This is a genomic window from Brevundimonas sp. KH_060 (genome assembly GCF_057838275.1).
In genome coordinates, this window is sequence record NZ_CM174463.1 from 3,230,159 (window position 1) to 3,249,760 (window position 19,602).

Sequence of the window (19,602 nt, forward strand, 5' to 3'; positions counted from 1 at the left end):
CGCGCTCTAGCGGCTTAAGGCCGCGCACGCAAAGGGCCGCTTTCGCGGAAAGCTCAGCCCCACGGCCCCCGCGGCGGAACCGACGGCCCGTCGTCGGTCGTCGGTACGCTGGTTCCGCGGATCGGCGCGGGCGCGCGCACGGGCGCGACCAAGGCCGCCGCCGGACGCACACGCCCGCCCATGCCCATCTTGGCCCCCAGCTCCATCAGGGCGCGCACGCGGTTGCCCGTGGCCGGGTGGGTCGAGAACAGATTGTCCGCCCCCTTCCCGTTCAGCGGATTGATGATGAACATATGGGCCGTGGCGGGGTTACGCTCGGCCGGGGCGTTGACCGCCCCGCGCGCATAGGCCTCGATCTTCTGCAGGGCCGAGGCCAGGGCCTGCGGGTCGTTGGCGATCTCGGCGCCGACGCGGTCGGCTTCGTATTCGCGGGTGCGGCTGATGGCCATCTGCACCAGACCTGCCGCCATCGGCGCCAGCAACATCAGGGCGATGGTCCCGATCATGCCGCCGGGCCGCTCGCGATCATCGCCGCCGCCGAAGAACATGGCGAAGTTGGCCAGCATGGCGATGGCGCCCGCCACCGTCGCCGTGACCGTCATGGTCAGGGTGTCGCGGTTCTTCACATGGGCCAGTTCGTGCGCCATCACGCCGCGGATCTCTTCGCGCGTCAGCATGTCCAGCAGGCCCGTCGTCGCCGCCACCGCCGCGTTCTGGGGATTGCGCCCCGTGGCGAAGGCGTTGGGCTGATCGTTCGGAATGATGGTGATGTTGGGCAGGGGCATCCCCGCATCCTTCGCCATCTGCTTCACGTCGGCGACATAGGCGCGCACCACGGCGTTGGGATGGGTCTCGTTCACCGGCTCGGCGCGATACATCTTCAGGACGATCTTGTCGGCGTTCCAATAGGAAAACAGATTCATCCCCGCCGCCACGACCAGGGCGATGGCCATGCCCGTCGCGCCGCCGATCAGATAGCCGATCCCCATGAACAGGGCGGTCATGACGGCCAGCAGGGCGAATGTCTTCAGATGGTTCATGCGGGGCTTCGGTCGCGCTATCGGACTTCAAGGGGTGGCGTGTTCGGCCGGAACGTCTATTTGAGCCGCAGTATCCCCGCTCTCAAGGCAGGCGACCTGTGACCGAACAGCCCACCCCCCCGACCGAACATCAGCTCGAACCTTCCCCCGAGGAAGCCTTCAACGCCGACGTGCCCCACGCTACGCCCGAGCGCCCCCTGAACGCGGTCGCCCGTCGCGCCCTGCTGGAAGCCGCCGAACGCCGCGCCGTCGAGGAGGCCGCCGCGCTTCCGAACGAGGTCGGCGGCCGCAAGGGACCGGAGCCGACCCGTTTCGGCGACTGGGAGAAGAAGGGCCTGGCGGTGGACTTTTAGAGCGCTACCGCTCGCCGCGCGGCGGCTCGCTGCTTGAGTTGGTTTCGCCGCTACCGCTCGCCGCGCGGCTTCTCCTTCCCACAGCGTGGGAGGTGGATCGGCGGCGTAGCCGACGAGACGGAGGGGCCGCTGGGCGCCGCTGTCGTCGACCTTGAAATGCAGTCGACCTCCGCTGCCCCAGTCCCTCCACCGCTACGCGGTCCCCCTCCCCATTGCATGGGAAGGAAAGACCTCCGGTTCCCTTGATGGGAGAATAGTGAACGCTCTGGCGAGATCCGCATTAACCTTTGCGGCCGAAACAAGGAGCGCAGCCATGAAGGCTCTATTCTACGCCGCCGCAGGCGCGGCGGTCCTCATCGCCGGAGCGGCCGAGGCCCATCAGGCCGGCGCCCGATATAACGCCGCCGCAGGCTACGCCCGCGGCCCCGTCGTCCAGACCCGCGCCCAGACCTGGTACAGCGACACCGGCTGGCAGGGCGGCTACGGCCCGATCGAAAGCTACGGCTATGGTTACGGCTACGGCGGCGCCGGGGTTCGTCCGCCGGTCGTGATCGCTCCGTCGCAGCCGCCGATCCAGCATGGCGGCTACGCCTATTCCGGCGTCACCCGCTCCATGCCCTTCGGCTATCCGGTCGACGGCTACGGCCGCTACCCCTGGGCGCGCGCCGGCTATGGCGGCTACGGCGGCCAATATCAGGGCCAATATCAGGGCGGCTACCAGCAGGGCTATTACCAGGGCGGCTACGGCCACGACTGCGGTCGCTGCGGCCCGCCGCCCCAGCCTATGCAGCCGGTGCACTATCGCGCCGAGCCGATCTACGTCAGCCAGCCGCCGGTCTACGTCTCGCAGCCGCCCGTCTATGTGGAATCGCCGCCGGTCTTCGTGCAGCCGGCCCCGGTCTACGTCGAACCGGCCCGCGTCCATGTGGCCCCGCCGCCGGTCCATGTGGCCGCCGCCGACGTGCGCGTCGCCCCGGCCCAGGTCGAGGTGGCCCGTCCCAACGTCTACGTCGAGCCGCCGCGCGTCGAAACCGCCCCGCCGGTCGTGAACTTCGACCAGGGCTACTACGCCGTTCCGCCCGCCCCGCCTGCGCCGGCGTCTCCGACCGAGCGGCCCTACCGCCAGGAACGCGGCGAACGCGGCTGATACGACAAGGGCGGCGTCCACGGACGCCGCCCTTCTTGTTTCACGTGAAGCACGATCCCTTTCAGGATCAAGCCCATAGCCCTCAGACCAGGGCGATCTCCTGGGTAATCGCCTGGGCCGCCGCACGCGGATCGGCGACAGCGGTGATCGGACGGCCGATGACCAGATGGGTCGCTCCCGCCGCAAGCGCGCTGGCCGGCGTCGCGGCGCGCGCCTGATCATCCAGGGCCGCCCCGGCGGGCCGCACGCCCGGCGTCACGATCAGGAAGTCCTCGCGTCCCGCCGCCGCCGCGATCTCGCGCGCCCGGCCCGCCTCATGCGGGCTGGAGACGACGCCGTGGATGCCCGCCTCCAGCGCCTGACGCACCCGCTGCTCTACCAGTTCCGCCGCCGACAGGCTGTGATCGTCCGCCTTCAGATCGTCGTCGGTCAGGCTGGTCAGGACGGTGACGCCCAGGATCTTCAGGTCCGACCCCGCCGCGCCACGCGCCGCCGCCGCCATCACCTGGGGCCGGGCGTGAACGGTCAGCAGGTCGCAGCCCGCATTGGCCAGCACCGCCGTCGCCTTCTCCACCGTCGCGCCGATGTCATGCAGCTTCCAGTCCAGAAACACCTGTGCGCCGGACGCCTTCAGCTCGCGCGCCAGACCCATGCCGTCCGAAGCGAACAGCTGCAGCCCCACCTTGTAGAAGCCCACCGCATCGCCGATCCGCGCGACCAGGGCGCGGGCCTCATCGGTCGTCGGCACGTCCAGGGCGCAGATGACGCGCGGGTCGAAGGGGCGATTAGGGCGATCTTGCGACATTTCCGGCTCTCGGCGGCTTGCAGGCGCGCGCGGATGCCCCGATAGGTGAGACAAGGGGTCGCGGTCGCGCGGCGGGTTTTAAGGGCGGGATGAAGCAATGAACGCGGTCGATCTGGGGGTCAACCTGTTCGTGGCGCTGTTCGCCCTGCTGGACCCCATCGGCAATGTGCCGATCTTCGCGGCGGCCACGGCGGGCGCTTCCCTGCGTCAGCGCATCACCGTCTCGGCCATGATCTGCGCCTTCGCGGCGGTCTTCCTCGGCTTCTTCTTCTTCACCGGCCTGGGCCTGCTGCAGTTCTTCGGCATTTCTCTGGCCGCCTTCCGCATCGCGGGCGGCATCCTGCTGCTGCTGCTGGGCCTGGACATGGCGCGCGAGGACTTCCTCAAGATCTTCGCCGACGCCGACGCCGCGACCGACGCCCAGGACGTGCGCGGCTACGCCAAGCGCCGGTTCAAGCGCCTGATCGTGCCCTTCGCCATTCCCCTGATGATCGGACCGGGCGCCATCTCGGCCATCATCATCCAGGCGGGCGAGGCCCAGAAGCTGGGCGCGGCGGGCACGGCGGCGTCGCTGACCGCCATGGTCGCCGCCTGCGTCGTCACCTTCATGTGCTTCGCCGCCACCGGCCCGATCAGCCGCATCCTGGGCGATGTCGGCATGGCCATCGTGGTGCGCGTGCTGGGCCTGATCCTGTGCGCCCTGGCGATCCAGTTCATCCTGATGGGTCTGGGCGAAGCCCTGCCGGGGATGTTCAGCGCGGGCGTCACCACCCCCTACCCTTCCGGCGGACACTAGAGCTTCAGAGGCGGTCCAGCCGTTTGGCGTGGCCGCCGACCATCTTCAGCGCCAGGGCGTCAGGCAGCAGTCCGCCCAGCGCCGCCAGCACATTGTTGGCTGCGCCCGGCGTCACGCGCGGCCGATTGGCCTCGACCGCATCCCAGCCGATGCGGGCCACCCGGTCAGCGTCCATCCACATCCACTTGGGATAGGCGGCCGAAACCTGATCGCGCGAACCGTTGACGTCGTGGAACTCGGTATAGGTGTAGCCGGGACACAGGGCGGTGACGTGCACGCCGGTCCCTTGCGTCTCCAGCCACAACCCTTGCGACGCCTTGATCAGGAAGCTCTTGATCGGCCCGTAAAGCGTGTCGCCGCCGGTCGCCGGCATCTGTCCGGCCAGAGAGGCCACGTTCAGCACCCGGCCCCAGCCGCGCGCGACCATGCCCGGCAACACCAGGCGCGACAGCTCGACCGGCGCGGTCAGCATGACCCGGATCATGGCGGCGTGATCGGCCGGATCGGTCGTCAGGAAGCCCGTGGTGCGGCTGAAGCCCGCATTGTTGATCAGGCCGTCGACGCTCAGATCGCGCGCCGCGATCGCCTCGACCAGGCGCGCGGGCGCTTCCGGCTCGGCCAGGTCGGCGGTGATTACGCTCGCGGCGACGCCGTGGGCGGCGGCCAGCGCCTCGGCCAGGGCGTGAAGCGGCGCCTCGCGCCGGGCGGTCAGGATCAGGTCATGGCCTCGCGCCGCGCAGACGCGCGCCAGGGCGGCGCCGATGCCCGCCGAAGCCCCGGTGATCAGAACGGTGCGGCGCCCCTCCCCCAAGGACGCCTCGTCAGGCCGCGTCGGCGTTGGGGCAGCACGGATGCGGCGCGAACGGGCGCAGCACTTCTGGGTCTTCGGCCAGCAGGTCGGCGATGGTGATCTTCGACAGGGCCGCGCCCGCCGCCTGATCCGCCGCCGTCAGGGCCTTGGCCACCTGGCGCGGAATGTGTTCGCCGACCGGGCACCCCTTGGCCCCGGCGGGCGGCGAGCCCAGCTGAGCGCAGCCGTTCACGGCCTTCAGCACCTCATCCAGGCGAATATCCTCGGGCCGCCGCAGCAGCCACGATCCGCCCGACGCGCCGGGGCGCGTAGCGATCAGGCCCGCCTTGGCCAGCAGGGCCGTAACCCGGCGGATCACCACCGGATTGGTCGGCACCGAGGCCGCCAGGACGGCGCTCGGCTCGGCCTCGGTCGCCGCATAGGCGCCCTTATGGGCCAGATAGGCCAGGGCGTGGGCGGCGACGGGGAAACGTTGGCTGTCAGACATCAGGGTTCTTGCTCCTGATGGGAAGGTAGGCCTTCCGAGAGCGTTTCACAAATCGATCCGTAACAAAAACTGTTTCCGTACAGCTCCGCTAGGCGCCCGCCTTGCGCGCAAAGCTCCAGGCCGCGTCCGAAAGCGGACCGACCTGGGCCGCCATGGCCTTGGCGTGGGCGCTGGCGGCGGTGCCGTCGCGCACCCGTCCGGCGATGCCCTGACAGATGGCCGCCAGCCGGAACAGATTATAGGCGAACAGCCAGTCCAGGTTCTCCGGCGGCGCCGTTCCGGTCTTCTGCGCATAACGCGCGACCGTCTCCTCGACCGAGGGAATGCCCAGCGCCTTCAGGTCCGCCCCCGCCAGGCCGTTGCGCAAGGACGCCGGTATCACCCAGGCGATCAGCAGATAGGAGAAATCCGCCATCGGGTCGCCCAGGGTCGACAGCTCCCAATCCAGCACCGCCCGCACCTTCGCCTCGGCCGGATCGAGGATCAGATTGTCGAGGCGGAAGTCCCCATGCACGATCCGCGTCGGCCCCTCCGGCGGCAGGCTGTCGGGCAGGAAGGCGATCAGCCGGTCCATGGCCGTGACCGGTTCGATCTCCGAGGCGCGATACTGCTTGCTCCAGCGCCCCACCTGGCGCGCGAAATAGTTCCCCGCCTTGCCGTAGTCGGCCAGGCCTGCGGCCTCCGGCTCCAGCCGGTGCAGGGCCGCCAGCGTATCGACCTGGGCGTCATAGATGGCGCGGCGCTCCGGCGGGGTCAGGCCGGGCAGCTTCAAGTCCCAGAAGATGCGGCCCTCGACCTTCTCCATGACATAGAAGATCGAACCGATGACGTTATCGTCCGCGCACAGAGCATAGGGTCGCGCGACCGGAAAACCCTGGGCGTGCAAGGCCGAGATCACCGCGAATTCCCGATCCACCGCGTGGGCGCTGGCCAGCAGCGCGCCCGGCGGCTTGCGGCGCAGCACATAGGTCCGACCCGGCGTGGTCAGCTCATAGGTCGGGTTGGACTGGCCGCCCTTGAACTGGCGGATCGTCAGCGGCCCGGCATAGCCCTCGACATTGGCCGCCAGCCAGGCGTCCAGCGCCGCCTCATCCAGCCGATGACGGTCGTCCACCTCGCGCGTGCCCGAAAACGCGGCCTGAGCGTCCAGTGCCTGTGAATCCACGGCCTCGGTCATTCCCCCTCCTCCGGCTGAGCGGCGATGATGGCGGCCCTGACCGCGCCGCGCCAGCCCTTGAGCAGCCGCCTCCGCTCCTCGGCCCCCATGCGCGGGGTCCAGACGGCGGGCGCCTCGGCCGGGGCGGTCCACAGGGCCTCGGTCAGACCCACGCCATAGGCCGCCAGCCGCGCCGCCCCCATGGCCGTCATCTCCTGGAAGGCGGGGCGCTCGACCTCGACCTCGCAGATGTCGGCGATGAACTGCATGGCGAAGGCGTTGGCGGTGACGCCGCCGTCGACCTTGAGCCGTTTCAGCGGCGGCGCCCCGTCCTCCGTCAGGGCGTCCAGCAGATCGCGGGTCTGATAGGCCAGACTCTCCAGCGCCGCGCGGACCATGTGCGCCGGTCCGCTGTCGCGGGTCAGGCCGACGACCGTGCCCCGCGCCTCCGGCTCCCACCACGGCGCGCCCAGTCCGGTGAAGCCGGGCACCAGATAGACCCCGCCGTTGTCCTTCAGCGTCTGGGCCATGGCCTCGGACTGGCGCGAATCCGACAGCACCTTCAGCCCGTCGCGCAGCCACTGAATCGCCGACCCGGCCGAGAAGATGGACCCCTCCAGCGCATAGGCCGCCTCGCCGCCCGCCGCATAGCCCAGCGTTCCCAGCAGCCGCGAGGTCGAGGTCACCGGCGCCCCACCGACATTGGCCACCAGGAAGGCCCCGGTGCCATAGGTGATCTTGGCGTCCCCCGCCGTCAGCGCCCCGTGGCCCACCAGGGCCGCGTGCTGATCCCCCGCCGAGCCGTGAATAGGCAGGGCGCGCCCCAACAGCGACGGATCCGCCGTCCCCAGCAGGGCGTCGCAGGCGCGGATCTCCGGCAGGGCCTCAATCGGCACGCCGAACAGGTCGCACAGGTCCGGCCGCCAGGCGCGTGTCGTCAGGTCCATCAGACTGGTGCGGCTGGCGTTGGTGGCGTCGGTGACGTGGCTTTGGCCGCCCGTCAGCTTCCAGATCAGCCAGGCGTCGATCGTGCCCAGCTTCACCTCGCCGCGCGCCGCCCGCTCTCGCGCGCCAGGCACGGCGTCCAGCAGCCAGGCGTATTTCGACGCCGAGAAATAGGGGTCGAGGATCAGGCCCGTCGCCGCCTGAACCTTCGCTTCATGCCCCTCTGCCGCCAGCCGCGTGGTCGCCTCGGCCGTGCGCCGGTCCTGCCAGACGATGGCGCGGTGCAAGGGCTCGCCGGTCGCGGCGTCCCAGATCACCGAGGTCTCGCGCTGGTTGGTGATGCCGATGGCGGCGAAGCGCCCGACGCCGCCCGCCTTGCGCACCACCTCGCGACAGGTCTGCAGCGTCGCGCGCCAGATCTCGGCCGCGTCATGCTCGACCCAGCCGGAGTGCGGGAAGTGCTGCGCCAGCTCGATCTGACTGACGGCGACAGCGTGGAAATCACCCTCAGACGAGACTTCAAACGCGATCGCCCGCGTCGAGGTCGTGCCCTGGTCGATGGCGAGGATCATATTTGCTTGCATGATGTAAGTTATGCAGAGCCTGCGCCGCGACGTAAGAGGGAAGCCATGCATACGCCCAGTTTCCAAGGCGTCGCCGACGCCGCCCACCAGATCGCCCCCGCCGCCGTCCGCACGCCGCTGATCGAGCATCCCGCCCTGAACGAGGCAGTCGGCGGTCGGGTGCTGATGAAGGCCGAGACGTTTCAGGTGGCAGGCGCCTTCAAGTTCCGCGGCGCCTATAACCGCATCAGCCGCCTGACGGACGAAGAGAAGACGCGCGGCGTCGTGGCCTATTCCTCCGGCAACCACGCGCAGGGGGTGGCGGCCGCCGCCAAGGCTGTCGGGACGCCCGCCCTGATCGTCATGCCGTCCGACAGCCCGACGGTGAAGGTCGAGGGCGTGCGCGCCTTTGGCGGCGAGGTGCGCTTCTACGACCGCTGGACCGAGAGCCGCGAGGCCATCGGCGCCGAGATCGCCGCTGAGCGCGGCTCGGTGCTGGTCCCGCCGTTCGACGATCCCTTCATCATCGAGGGCCAAGGCACCGTCGGGCTGGAGATGCTGGAACAGGCGGGCGTGCCGATGGATCAGCTGCTGTGCGGCGCCTCGGGCGGCGGGCTGATCGCCGGAATCAATCTGGTCATGGCCGAACAGAGCCCCGCCACCCGCGTTATCGTGGTCGAGCCGGACGCCTTCGACGACACCCGCCGCTCGCTGGAAGCAGGTGCGCGCATCGGCCATCCGCAGGGTGCGCCCTCCATCTGCGACGCCCTGATGGCGCCCATGCCGGGCGAACTGACCTGGCCCATCAACCAGCGTCTGGCGGGCGCCGCGACCGTCACCGACGCCGAAGTCGCCGAGGCCCTGCGCTTCGCCTTCCGTTGGCTGAAGCTGGTCATCGAGCCGGGCGGCGCCGTGTCCCTGGCGGCGCTGCTGTCAGGCAAGGTCGAGGCCAGGGGGCTGACCACCGGCATCGTCCTGTCGGGCGGCAACGTCGACCCCGGCCTGTTCAGCGCCATCATCGAGGGACGCTTCGAGGGGTAGGTCTTGCTTCCACCCCCTCCCCGCGCAAGGCTGGCGCGAACGGGAGGGCGTCACATGACCAAGGCCAGCGAACTACAGTCCCAGATCGGTCAGGAGGTCGGCGTCAGTCGCTGGTTTGCGCTGGATCAGGCGCGCATCGACGCCTTCGCCGGACTGACCGAGGATGAGCAGTTCATCCACGTCGATCCCGAGCGCGCCGAGGCGACGCCTTTCGGCGGAACCATTGCGCACGGCTTCCTGACCCTGAGCCTCGCCTCGGCCATGAGCATGGACGCCGTCGCCCCGCTGGACGATCTGGTCATGGGGGTGAACTACGGTTTCGACCGCCTGCGCTTCCTCGCCCCGGCGTCGTCCGGGTCGCGCGTGCGCGGCCGCTTCAAACTGCTGTCGGCCGAGGACAAGGGTGACGGCCGCTGGCTGCTGAAGCACGAACTGACCGTCGAGATCGACGGCGGCGACAAACCCGCCCTGATCGCCGAATGGCTGACGATGCAGGTGGTGAAGGCTTAAACGTCCCGCTCATCCCGGCAGACGCCGGGGTGAGCGGAAATCCATGGGCGTCTATTCGCCCAGACACCTCAGCGCCACTTCCAGATTGCGCAGGCCGTCTTCGCCGCTGACGGCCGCCGTCTCGCCGGTGCGGATGGCGTGAACGAAGGCTTCGTGCTCCTTCTTGAGCGGCTCGGCGGGCCAGGCGTTCAGCATCCGCGTCGAATAGGAGCCGTCCGGCTGCTGGCCGAAGAATTCCGTCACCTGGCGGGTGATCAGGTCGGCGACGATGAAGCGGTTCTTGGTCGCCACCTGCAGGACGCGGGTCTTGTAGGGCGTAACCCAGTTGGTGGTGATGTGGGCGATCACCCCATTGTCCATGCGGAACTGCAGCAGGGCCGAATCCTCGCGCGAAGCGTGGGTGTGGCCCAGCAGCGACTGGACCTCGGTCATCTCCGCCCCCGTCAGGTGGCGGATGATGTCGATGTCGTGCACCGCCAGATCAATGACCACCCCGACCTCGCCCATGCGCGGCGGGAAGGGGCCGACGCGGGTGATCTGGATGGAGATGATCTCGTCGCCGTCGATGGCGCGCTTGACCGTCTCGACCGCCGGGTTGAAGCGCTCGACATGGCCGACCATCAGCACGCGGTCATTGGCCTTAGCGGCGTCGATCATGGCCTGAGCGTCGGCCACTGTGGCTGCGATGGGCTTTTCGACCAGCACATGAACCCCGGCGTTCAGCAGGGCCACGCCCAGTTCGGCGTGATAGCGGTTCGGCGTGGCGATGACGGCGGCGTCCAGCCCGGCCGCGACGAAGGCCTCGGCGGTCGTCACGGCGGTCGCGCCATAGGCGGCGGCCACGCCCTCGGCCGTCACGGCGTCGGGATCGAAGACGGTCGTCAGCTCGACGTCGCGCAGCTCGGCCAGGACGCGGGCGTGGTTGCGGCCCATGACGCCGGCGCCCGCGACGCCGATCTTGAGAGGGGTCTGCTGGAGGGTCATGAGGATCAGGCCTTGAAGCTGGCGACGGCAGCGATGATGCGGTCTTGCGTCTGGGCGTCCAGATCGGCGTGCATCGGCAGGCTGACGACCACGTCCTTCAACCGCTCGGTGACGGGCAGGCCGCCCGCGCCGCGCGGATAGTGCTCATAGGCGGGCTGAAGGTGCAGCGGGATCGGATAATAGACCGCCGTCGGCACGCCCTGATCCTTCAGATGCGCGGCCAGGGCGTCGCGGTCCGAATGCTCGACCGTGTATTGCGCCCAGTTGGAGACATTGCCCGCCGGGACGTCCGGCACCTTGGCGACGTGGGGGCTCAGGCCCTCGTTATAGCGGGCGGCGGCGGCGTTGCGCCACTCGATCTCCTGCGCGAAGACCTTCAGCTTCTCGATCAGGACAGCGGCCTGGATGGTGTCCAGACGGCTGTTCAGGCCGACGCGCATATTCAGATATTTGGGGTCGTGGTCGAAGGTCCGGTCCTTCAGGTCGACGCCGACCGCCTTGCCGTGGACGCGGATGGAATCCATCAGCTGGGCCAGTTCGTCGTCATTGGTCAGCACCGCCCCGCCATCGCCGTAGCAGCCCAGCGGCTTAGCCGGGAAGAAGCTGGTGGTGGTCACATCGGCCCATTTCAGCGGATGCGCGCCGTCGATGGTGCAGCCGAAGCCCTGCGCTGAATCCGAGATCAGCTTCAGGCCATGTTTGTCACAGACCGCCTTGATGGCCGGATAGTCGGCGGGCTGGCCGAACAGGTCGACGGCGATGACCACGCGCGGGGTCAGGCGGCCCTCGGTCTTGATGCCCTCGATGGCGCGCTCCAGCGCGGCCGGGTCCATGTTGTAGGTGTCCGCGTCCACATCGACGAAGACCGGCTCGGCGTCGAACCAGGGCACGACCTCGGCGGTGGCGGCGAAGGTGAAGCTGGGGACGAAGACGGCGTCGCCGCGCCCGATCCCCCAGGCCATCAGCGGCAGGGCCAGGGCGTCGGTGCCGTTGGCGCAGCCCAGGGCGTGTTTCGCCCGGCCGAAAGCGGCCAGGTCGGCCTCGAACTGGCGCACTTGCGGGCCCATGACCCAGGCGCCGCCGACGACGGCCTCCTGAACGGCGGCCTCGATCTTGCCGCCGAGGCGCAGGCGCTGAGCCTGAAGGTCGATGAAGGGAATGGTCATTGCGATGTCGCTCTCTCGATGGGGCCGGCGCGGGCGGAAGTCCAAGGCTCCGGGGCGCGGACGCGAAGGCGGGTCGTCTGTGTCAGTCTGCGTCCTAGCAAAGCGGCGGGGTGCTGAACAAACCCCCCCGAGTCACTTCGCGTTGCCGGATGCAACGAAACGGCGACTTGGCAAAGGCCGGAGCGCCGCCTAAGCCGGACCCATGAGCTTCGACGCCGCCGCCAGGAACCGGGTCCATGACTGGCTGTTCGGCCAGGCCCTGCCGCTGTGGGCGGCGGCGGGGATCAACGGCGATGGCCGCTTCTTCGAGAAGCTGGACTTCGATGGACGGCCCGTCACAGGCGTCCCCCGCCGCACCCGCGTGCAGGCGCGACAGACCTATGTCTTCATCCAGGCCGCCGCGCTGGGCTGGATCAAGGCCGAACCCGTCGCCCGCGCCGCGCTGGACGCCCTGATCCGCCGCAACCGCCGGAACGACGGCCTGTGGGCGCGGGCCACGGACGACGCGGGAACCGTGATCGACGCCACGCCCGATCTCTACGACCTGGCCTTCGTCCTGTTCGCCCTGGCCGGCGCGCACCGCGTGCTGAAGGACGAACGCGCACGGCCGCTGGCGCTGGAGACCCTGGCCGCCATCCAGACGCAGATGGCCGATCCCGTTCACGGCGGCTGGCAGGAGGCCCTGCCGCCCGTCCTGCCGCGCCGCCAGAACCCGCACATGCACATGCTGGAGGCCCTGCTGGCCTGGCAGGCGACGGCGCCCGACCCGGCCTTCGAGGCGGCGGCCCGGTCGGTGCTGGAGTTGTTCAACCGACGTTTCTTCGATCGCGAACATCTGATGCTGGGCGAGTTCTACGAGACCGACTGGAGCCCGCGCCCCGGCTCCGAAGGCCAATGCATCGAGCCGGGACACCACATGGAATGGGTCTGGCTGCTGGGCGAAGCCGCACGCCTCGGCCTGGCGGACCTGAGCTCCGCCGCGCGCGCCCTCTACACCAGCGCCCTGACCTGCGGGGTCCGCACGGATGGGCTGGCTGTGCGCGAGATCAACCGGATCGGCCAGGTCCGCGACGGCGGCGTGCGCCTGTGGGCCCAGACCGAGCTTCTGCGCGCCCTGCATACGCGCGGCGAACACGTCAGGGCGGCCAGGCTGATCGAGCGCCTGTTCGAGACCCATCTGGCGACAGAGACACAGGGCCTGTGGATCGACGCCTTTGACGCCGAGGGACGGCCCCAGGACGCCGCCGTTCCCGCCTCCAGCCTCTACCATCTGATGACGGCCTTCTCGGCCCTGCTGACGGAGCCCGCATGACCCAGCGCCCCGCCGCCTTCCTCGACCGCGACGGCGTGCTGATCGTCGACAGCGGCTATCCGCACCGGCTCGATCAACTGGTGCTGATCCCCGGCGCCGCACAGGCGGTGAAGCGGCTGAACGACGCGGGCTACATGACCGTCATCGTCACCAACCAATCCGGCGTGGCCCGCGGCATGTTCAGCGAAGAGACCATGCACGACTTCAACCGTCAGCTGATCGCGCGGCTGGCCGAAGGCGGCGGGCGCATCGACGCCGTCTACGCCTGCCCCTTCCATTCAGAAGCGGCGGACGAACGCTATCGCCACCCCGACCACCCCGACCGCAAGCCCAACCCCGGCATGTTGCTGAGGGCCGCCGCCGAGCACGACCTGGACCTTTCCCGCTCGCTGATGATCGGCGACCAGCCTTCGGACATGGAGGCGGCGCGGCGCGCGGGCGTGGCGGGCCATCGCTTCACCCAGGGCGATCTCGATCAATTCATCCGCGATCTAGCGCCCGGCTGATCGCTATTCTACATTTGATGAATTAACGTCGCCGGAACGGAACTGCTGTTCGGAGACGATCCATGCCGATGACCACCCCGCTGGCCGACCGCTTTGTCGAGCGGCGCTGGACCTCGCCGGACGGATTGAACCTTTACGCGCGCGACTACGCCCCGGCCGAAGGTCCGGCGCGCTTGCCGGTCATCGCCATCCACGGCCTGACGCGCAACAGCGCCGATTTCGGCGTCATCGCGGGTCTGATCGCCCACAGCGGTCGCCGCGTCCTGGCGATCGACGTGCGCGGGCGCGGCCGGTCGGATCGTGCGCCCGACCCCATGACCTATACGCCGGACGTCTATGCGAAGGACGTCGTGGCCCTGATGGAGCAGGCAGGGATCGAGAAGGCGGTCTTCCTCGGCACCTCCATGGGCGGGCTGATCACCCTGGCGCTGACGGCCATCAAGCCCAAGGCCATCGCCGCCGCCATCCTGAACGACGTCGGCCCCGAGGTCGCGACCGAAGGTCTGGCCCGCATCGCCGCCTATACCGGCCAGCCCGTCGTGATCGAGAGCTGGGACGACGCCATGGCCTACGCCCGGCGCATCAATGAGGCGGCCTTCCCCGACTATACGGACGCCGACTGGGCCGCCTTCGCCCGCCGCGTCTTCCGCGAAGGGACCGAGGGCGCGCCGGTGCTGGACTATGACCCGGATATCTCCGCGCCGATCAAGGCGGCGGGGTCCAAGGCCCTGGTTCCCAACCTGTGGCCCGCGTTCCGGGCGCTGGCGCGCAAGAAGCCGACCCTGCTGGTGCGCGGCGGAACCTCGGACCTGCTCAGCCCCGCCATCGCCGACAAGATGAAGAAGGCCGCCCCCGCCATGGCCTATGTCGAGGTTCCGGGCGTCGGCCACGCCCCCATGCTGGACGAGCCCGAGGCGCGCGCGGCCATTTTCGAGTTTCTGGCGGGCGAGGGCTGAAACACCACGCCAACCGGGCCTCAAGAAGAGGGAAGCCCGGCAGATCCGCTTAAAACGGGCCTCAAGTAGCGCGAAGCGCGGTAGGCCCTCTTAAATTATGCCTTCTTCACGAACTCCGTGCGAAGCACCAGGCCGCGCACCTTCTCGACGTTGGCCTCGATCTCGTCGGGGTCGCCGGTCAGACGGATGTTCTTGACCAGAGTGCCGCGCTTCAGCGTCACCCCGCCCGAGCCCTTGACCTTCAGATCCTTGATCAGGGTCACGCTGTCGCCGTCGGCCAGGAGGTTGCCGTTGGAGTCCTTGGTCACGTCGTCGGTCATGGTCGATCCTGCCTGAAAGAGAGAGAGGGCCGTCGCTTCCGCGACAGCCCGCCTCCCATGGGCCTATTCGCCCTGACGCGTCTGGGCAAGGGCGATGCGCGCCTGCAGATGCTCGTCCTGCGCCGTGGCGGCGGAAATAGCGTTGAAGCGCTCGATCTCAAGGCCCGAGTTCTGAATGGCGGCGGCCATCTGAGCCTGCTGTTCGGCGTTCGGCTGGGCGCCGTTCAGGGCGCGGGCGATGCCCGAGATTTCGCCCATGGCGGCGGCGAACTGACCGGCTTCGGCGTCGGTGACGCCGGCCCCGACCGAGCCGGGCGCGGACGGCGTCGCGCCCGCCACAGCCGCGCGGGCCTGCAGCACCGGATCAGCCGAAACGGCCGCCGAAATGGCGTTGAAGCGTTCGACGGCCAGGCCCGAGTTCTGCACGGCGGCGGCCATCTGGGCTTGCTGGTCCTCGGTCGGGGTTCCGTTCTGGACGGTCGCGGCCACGCTCTGGACCGTCTTCATGGCGGCGGCGAACTGGCTCAGTTCGGCGTCGGTCGGTTCACCGGCTGCGGCAGGGGCGGCGGCGGGCGCTGGAGCAGCGTCCTGCGCCAGGGCGGGCGCGGCGGTCAGGAACAGGGCGGCCAGAATGGCGGTCGGGGCGGCGGCCGTTGCAAAACGCATGGCGTATCCTTCTTCAACCCCGAACGCTCAGCCCAAGGCTGACCCGGACAGATCCGGGCTCTCCCGCACGACCGGGTGTGTCAGGCTCACAGAGGGCGGGGAGGTCGAAACGCTAACCCGCGTCCCGCAGACGCGTAAACCCCAGGCGAGTCGTTTCAACCCTCGCGCGCATCAGTCCGGCGTATTGGCGTCCAGTTCGTCCAGCCACACCCGCGCCGAGGAATCCGACGGCGCGCGCCAGTCGCCGCGCGGCGACAGCGACCCGCCCGTGACCACCTTGGGCCCGTTCGGCACGGCCGAGCGCTTGAACTGGCTGGTCTGGAAAAAGCGGATCAGGAACTTCCGCAACCAGCCCTTGATGGTCGGCAGGTCATAGGCGACCCGTTCGCCCTGCGGCAAGCCTTGCGGCCAGCTTCCCGTCGCCGCATCGCCCCAGGCCTGATGGGCCAGATAGGCGACCTTGGACGGCTTCAGGCCGAACCGGCTGATGTAGAACAGGAAGAAGTCGTTCAGCGCATAGGGGCCGACAATGCTCTGCGTCGACTGGATCGCTCCGTCGGCGCCCGCAGGAACCAGTTCGGGCGAAATCTCCGTCGCCAGAATGGCGTGAAGCGTCGGGGTCGCCGCCTCCCCCACCAGACCGCGCCCGGCCACCCAGCGGATCAGGTGCTGGATCAGGGTCTTCGCCACCCCGCCATTGACGTTGTAGTGGCTCATATGGTCGCCGACGCCATAGGTGCACCACCCCAGCGCCAGTTCCGACAGGTCGCCGGTGCCCAGCACGAAGCCATGGTTCTGATTGGCCAGGCGGAACAGATAGTCGGTGCGCAGGCCCGCCTGCACGTTCTCGAAGGTGATGTCGTGCACCGGCTCCCCGTCGGCGAAAGCATGGCCGATGTCGCGCAGCATCTGTTCGGCGGCGGGGCGGATGTCGATCTCGGCGCCGGTGACGCCCAGAGCCTGCATCAGCGCCCAGGCGTTGGATTTCGTCCCTTCCGACGTCGCGAACCCCGGCAGGGTGAAGGCCAGAATGCCCGTGCGCGGCAGCTCCAGTCGGTCAAAGGCGCGACAGGCGACCAGAAGCGCCTGCGTCGAATCCAGCCCGCCCGAGACGCCGATCACCAGCGTCTTCGACCCCGTCGCCGTCATCCGCCGCATCAGGCCCTGGACCTGAATGTTGAAAGCCTCGAAACAGTCCTGATCCAGTCGCGCCGCATCGTCCGGCACGAAGGGGAAGCGGTCCAGCGGACGGATCAGGGCGTCGGTCGGCCCCTGTCCCGCCTCGAACGGAACGACCGTCGCGGCCTCGCCCTCCAGCCGGGCGCAGTCAGCGAAGGTGCCGTTGCGCAGACGATCCAGACCGATGCGGTCCACGTCCACATCGGCGATCGTCAGATGGCTGTGCAGGGCGAAGCGCTCGCCCTCGGCCAGCCGCGCGCCCAGTTCGTGGATCGTCGCCTGACCGTCCCACGCCAGGTCCGTCGTGCTTTCGCCCCAACCCGAGGCGGCGAAGACATAGGCCGACAGGGTCCGCGCCGACTGGCTGGCGCACAGCAGGGCGCGTTCGTCCGCCTTGCCGATGACGATGTTGGAGGCCGACAGGTTGCACAGGATGCGCGCCCCCGCGAGCGCCGCCCGCGTCGACGGCGGCTGCGGCGCCCAGAAGTCCTCGCAGATCTCGACCGCGAAGACGAAGCCGGGGCGGTTGGTCGCCTCGAAGATCAGCCCCGGCGCGAAATCGATGCTTTCGCCGTTCAGGACGACAGCGTCCTCGCTGCGGCTGGCGGCGGAGGCGAACCAGCGCTTCTCATAGTATTCGCGATAGTTGGGCAGATAGGTCTTCGGGACCACGCCCAGCACCTCGCCCCCGCCCAGCACCACGGCGCAGTTGAACAGGGCGTCGCCGTTGCGGATCGGCGCGCCGATCACGGCGATCACACCCGCCTCGTCCGCGACCTCGGCCAGCCGCGCCACCTGGCGCTCGACCTCTTCCAGCAGGGCCGCCTGCATGTGCAGGTCGTCGATGGCGTAGGCGCTCAGCGACAGTTCGGGAAAGACCAGCAGGTCTGCGCCCTGCTCGCCCGCCTGACGGATCAGCCGCTCGTGCTCTTCGGCGTTGGCGGCCGGGTCGGCGACATGAACCACCGGGGTCGCGGCGGCGACGCGCACGAAGCCGTGGCTGCGCGGGGCGTGGAAGGAATGCGTCTTGGACTTCGCCATCAATCTTTCCGCTCATCCCGGCGGACGCCGGGATCCAGTGAGAGCCACAGGCACTGACCCTACAGCCTGCGGGATCAATATAGGGTTGCGCGATGAAGCCAAAGCACTGGATCCCGGCGTCCGCCGGGATGAGCGGGTGAAATGATCGCACGTGACCTGCGAACCGCTCTCGGCTAAGGCTCACACCATGAGCGATACGCCCAAAAAAGGCTGGTTCCAGCGGCTGAGCGAAGGCCTGTCCCGGTCTTCGAAACAGATGACCGATCAGGTCGTCTCGACCTTCGTGAAGGAGCCCCTCTCGGAAGAGGCGCTGGAGCGGCTGGAGGAGCATCTAATCGAGAGCGACCTCGGCCCCGCCGCCTCGGCCCGCATCGTCGAGCGCTTCCGCGAGCTGCGCTTCGGCAAGACCTCCGACGAGCGCGAGATCAAGGAGGCCCTGGCCGAAGCCGTGGCCGCCGAACTGACGCCGCGTCAGGCGACCTTCGACCCGCTGTCGGGGCCGAAGCCCTACGTCGTCCTGTTCGTCGGCGTGAACGGCTCGGGCAAGACCACGACCCTGGGCAAGATCGCCTCGGACCTGACGGCCAAGGGCGCCAAGGTGATGATCGTCGCCGGCGACACCTTCCGCGCCGCCGCCCGCGAACAGCTCAAGGTCTGGGCCGACCGCGCCGGCGCCCATTTCGAAAGCCGCCGCGACGGCGCCGACGCCGCCGGCCTGGCCTTCGACGCCTTCGCCAAGGCGAAGGAAGAAGGCTTCGATGTCGTGCTGATCGACACGGCCGGGCGGCTGCAGAACAAGTCCACCTTGATGGACGAACTGCTGAAGATCGTGCGCGTGCTGAAGAAGGTCGACCCTGACGCCCCGCACGAGACCCTGCTGGTGCTGGACGCCACCGTCGGCCGCAATGCGCTGGAGCAGGAAAAGATTTTCGGCCGCACCGCCTATGTCTCAGGCGTGGTGATGACCAAGCTGGACGGTACCGCGCGCGGCGGCGTCCTGGTGCCCGTGGCCCAGGCCTCGGACGCCCCGATCAAGCTGATCGGCGTCGGCGAAGGGGTCGAGGACCTGCAACCTTTCGACGCCCGCGCGTTTTCCCGATCCCTGGTCGGGCTTGAGGACTGAAGCGTATGAGTGAAGCGACCGAAACCAAGCGCCCGCAATGGATTCGTCAGGCCGTCGACTTCGGCGCCCTGGTCGCCTTCATGGCCGCCTATTTCATCACCCGTGACATGATCAAGGCCACCTGGGTTCTGGTCATCGCCTCCATGATCGCCCTGGCGGTCGGTTTCATCCTGGAGCGGCGCCTGGCGCCCATGCCCCTGATCACCGGCGGCTTCGCCCTGGTGTTCGGGATCCTGACCATCGTCACCGACGACGACCTGTTCGTGAAGCTGAAGCTGACGGTGCAGAACGGGCTGCTGGCCGCCGTCCTGCTGGGTTCGCTGCCGCTGAAGAAATACCCGTTCAAGGCCCTGCTGGGTTCGGCCATCAAGGTGACGGACGAGGCCTGGCGCAAGCTGACCTTCCGCTACGGCCTCTACTTCCTGGCCGTCGCCATCGCCAATGAGGTGTTCCGCAGCCCGACCGCCGTCACCGCCATCTGGTCGGCCCTGAACCTGGGAACGCCCGATCCCAACGGCGTCTGGACAGCCTTCCGCGGCGTGCTGTGGATCGCGGCCTCCATCTTCGGCCTGTCGCAGGTGCCGCTGATCCTGAAGAACATGACCAAGGACGAAGAGCCCGGCCCCGTCTCGCCCGACACCGGCCTCTGATCCGAAAGCGTGGGCCATAAACCGGCCCACCTCCCCTACGCGCTC

Annotated in this window: 21 protein-coding genes; 10 read left to right on the forward strand and 11 right to left on the reverse strand. The window is 68.9% G+C overall.

Going from position 1 to position 19,602, the window contains the following annotated elements; genetic code table 11:
• Positions 1-53: 53 nt before the first annotated feature.
• Positions 54-1,040, reverse strand: coding sequence for a zinc metalloprotease HtpX (htpX, locus tag AC3IPP_RS15945; RefSeq protein WP_489149655.1), 987 nt, complete (start codon positions 1,038-1,040; stop codon positions 54-56).
• 98 nt (positions 1,041-1,138) lie between these two features.
• On the opposite strand from htpX, the gene AC3IPP_RS15950 reads away from it, so the two are divergent.
• Positions 1,139-1,393, forward strand: coding sequence for a DUF1674 domain-containing protein (locus AC3IPP_RS15950; RefSeq protein WP_489149656.1), 255 nt, complete (start codon positions 1,139-1,141; stop codon positions 1,391-1,393).
• A gap of 313 nt (positions 1,394-1,706) precedes the next feature.
• Entirely contained in the window at positions 1,707-2,540 is an 834-nt protein-coding gene (locus tag AC3IPP_RS15955; RefSeq protein ID WP_489149657.1) for a hypothetical protein, read from the forward strand.
• An 82-nt stretch (positions 2,541-2,622) separates the two neighbouring features.
• Here the strand turns inward: AC3IPP_RS15955 and pyrF are convergent, their stop codons facing one another.
• Positions 2,623-3,345 (reverse strand): orotidine-5'-phosphate decarboxylase, encoded by a 723-nt coding sequence (gene pyrF / locus AC3IPP_RS15960; protein WP_489149658.1) that lies wholly within the window; start codon positions 3,343-3,345, stop codon positions 2,623-2,625.
• 97 nt (positions 3,346-3,442) lie between these two features.
• On the opposite strand from pyrF, the gene AC3IPP_RS15965 reads away from it, so the two are divergent.
• The gene (locus AC3IPP_RS15965) at positions 3,443-4,141 is read left to right on the forward strand and encodes a MarC family protein (protein WP_087139683.1); all 699 of its coding nucleotides are present in this window, start codon (positions 3,443-3,445) and stop codon (positions 4,139-4,141) included.
• 4 nt (positions 4,142-4,145) lie between these two features.
• Here AC3IPP_RS15965 and AC3IPP_RS15970 read toward each other — a convergent pair whose 3' ends face one another.
• The 4 genes from AC3IPP_RS15970 to glpK form a co-directional block, all read right to left on the reverse strand.
• Positions 4,146-4,952 (reverse strand): SDR family NAD(P)-dependent oxidoreductase, encoded by an 807-nt coding sequence (locus AC3IPP_RS15970; RefSeq protein ID WP_489149659.1) that lies wholly within the window; start codon positions 4,950-4,952, stop codon positions 4,146-4,148.
• A 10-nt stretch (positions 4,953-4,962) separates the two neighbouring features.
• The gene (locus tag AC3IPP_RS15975; RefSeq protein ID WP_087139679.1) at positions 4,963-5,439 is read right to left on the reverse strand and encodes an Rrf2 family transcriptional regulator; all 477 of its coding nucleotides are present in this window, start codon (positions 5,437-5,439) and stop codon (positions 4,963-4,965) included.
• 88 nt (positions 5,440-5,527) lie between these two features.
• Positions 5,528-6,616: a phosphotransferase family protein gene (locus tag AC3IPP_RS15980; RefSeq protein WP_489149660.1), complete on the reverse strand. Its 1,089-nt coding sequence runs from the start codon at positions 6,614-6,616 to the stop codon at positions 5,528-5,530.
• The gene (gene glpK / locus AC3IPP_RS15985) at positions 6,613-8,112 is read right to left on the reverse strand and encodes a glycerol kinase GlpK (RefSeq protein ID WP_489149661.1); all 1,500 of its coding nucleotides are present in this window, start codon (positions 8,110-8,112) and stop codon (positions 6,613-6,615) included. The genes AC3IPP_RS15980 and glpK overlap by 4 nt, the downstream gene beginning before the upstream one ends.
• Before the next feature lie 57 nt (positions 8,113-8,169).
• Between glpK and AC3IPP_RS15990 the strand changes: the two genes are divergently transcribed.
• Together AC3IPP_RS15990 and AC3IPP_RS15995 are read left to right on the forward strand one after the other, a co-directional pair.
• On the forward strand, positions 8,170-9,144 hold the full coding sequence (locus tag AC3IPP_RS15990; RefSeq protein ID WP_489149662.1) for a threonine ammonia-lyase: 975 nt from the start codon (positions 8,170-8,172) through the stop codon (positions 9,142-9,144).
• 54 nt (positions 9,145-9,198) lie between these two features.
• Positions 9,199-9,654, forward strand: a complete 456-nt coding sequence (locus AC3IPP_RS15995; protein ID WP_489149663.1) for a MaoC family dehydratase — start codon at positions 9,199-9,201, stop codon at positions 9,652-9,654.
• Between the two features lie 51 nt (positions 9,655-9,705).
• Here AC3IPP_RS15995 and AC3IPP_RS16000 read toward each other — a convergent pair whose 3' ends face one another.
• Both AC3IPP_RS16000 and AC3IPP_RS16005 read right to left on the reverse strand, forming a co-directional pair.
• Positions 9,706-10,638, reverse strand: a complete 933-nt coding sequence (locus tag AC3IPP_RS16000) for a Gfo/Idh/MocA family oxidoreductase (protein WP_489149664.1) — start codon at positions 10,636-10,638, stop codon at positions 9,706-9,708.
• 5 nt (positions 10,639-10,643) lie between these two features.
• On the reverse strand, positions 10,644-11,804 hold the full coding sequence (locus AC3IPP_RS16005) for a DegT/DnrJ/EryC1/StrS family aminotransferase (RefSeq protein WP_489149665.1): 1,161 nt from the start codon (positions 11,802-11,804) through the stop codon (positions 10,644-10,646).
• A 202-nt stretch (positions 11,805-12,006) separates the two neighbouring features.
• Between AC3IPP_RS16005 and AC3IPP_RS16010 the strand changes: the two genes are divergently transcribed.
• From AC3IPP_RS16010 to AC3IPP_RS16020, 3 genes are all read left to right on the forward strand, one after another.
• Positions 12,007-13,116, forward strand: a complete 1,110-nt coding sequence (locus AC3IPP_RS16010; protein WP_489149666.1) for an AGE family epimerase/isomerase — start codon at positions 12,007-12,009, stop codon at positions 13,114-13,116.
• Positions 13,113-13,622 carry a D-glycero-alpha-D-manno-heptose-1,7-bisphosphate 7-phosphatase gene (locus AC3IPP_RS16015; protein WP_489149667.1) on the forward strand — a complete coding sequence of 170 codons (510 nt, stop codon included), beginning with the start codon at positions 13,113-13,115 and terminating at the stop codon, positions 13,620-13,622. The genes AC3IPP_RS16010 and AC3IPP_RS16015 overlap by 4 nt, the downstream gene beginning before the upstream one ends.
• A gap of 62 nt (positions 13,623-13,684) precedes the next feature.
• Positions 13,685-14,578 (forward strand): alpha/beta fold hydrolase, encoded by an 894-nt coding sequence (locus tag AC3IPP_RS16020; protein WP_489149668.1) that lies wholly within the window; start codon positions 13,685-13,687, stop codon positions 14,576-14,578.
• Between the two features lie 95 nt (positions 14,579-14,673).
• Here the strand turns inward: AC3IPP_RS16020 and AC3IPP_RS16025 are convergent, their stop codons facing one another.
• The 3 genes from AC3IPP_RS16025 to AC3IPP_RS16035 form a co-directional block, all read right to left on the reverse strand.
• A complete protein-coding gene (locus AC3IPP_RS16025) occupies positions 14,674-14,898 on the reverse strand; it encodes an alkylphosphonate utilization protein (RefSeq protein ID WP_039245979.1) in 225 nt (74 codons plus the stop codon).
• A 63-nt stretch (positions 14,899-14,961) separates the two neighbouring features.
• Entirely contained in the window at positions 14,962-15,564 is a 603-nt protein-coding gene (locus AC3IPP_RS16030; RefSeq protein ID WP_087139660.1) for a DUF4168 domain-containing protein, read from the reverse strand.
• A 171-nt stretch (positions 15,565-15,735) separates the two neighbouring features.
• A complete protein-coding gene (locus tag AC3IPP_RS16035) occupies positions 15,736-17,784 on the reverse strand; it encodes an NAD(+) synthase (protein ID WP_489149669.1) in 2,049 nt (682 codons plus the stop codon).
• A 187-nt stretch (positions 17,785-17,971) separates the two neighbouring features.
• Between AC3IPP_RS16035 and ftsY the strand changes: the two genes are divergently transcribed.
• Both ftsY and AC3IPP_RS16045 read left to right on the forward strand, forming a co-directional pair.
• Entirely contained in the window at positions 17,972-18,907 is a 936-nt protein-coding gene (gene ftsY, locus AC3IPP_RS16040) for a signal recognition particle-docking protein FtsY (RefSeq protein ID WP_076224632.1), read from the forward strand.
• Between the two features lie 5 nt (positions 18,908-18,912).
• Positions 18,913-19,557 (forward strand): inner membrane-spanning protein YciB, encoded by a 645-nt coding sequence (locus AC3IPP_RS16045; RefSeq protein WP_489149670.1) that lies wholly within the window; start codon positions 18,913-18,915, stop codon positions 19,555-19,557.
• Positions 19,558-19,602: the final 45 nt, after the last annotated feature.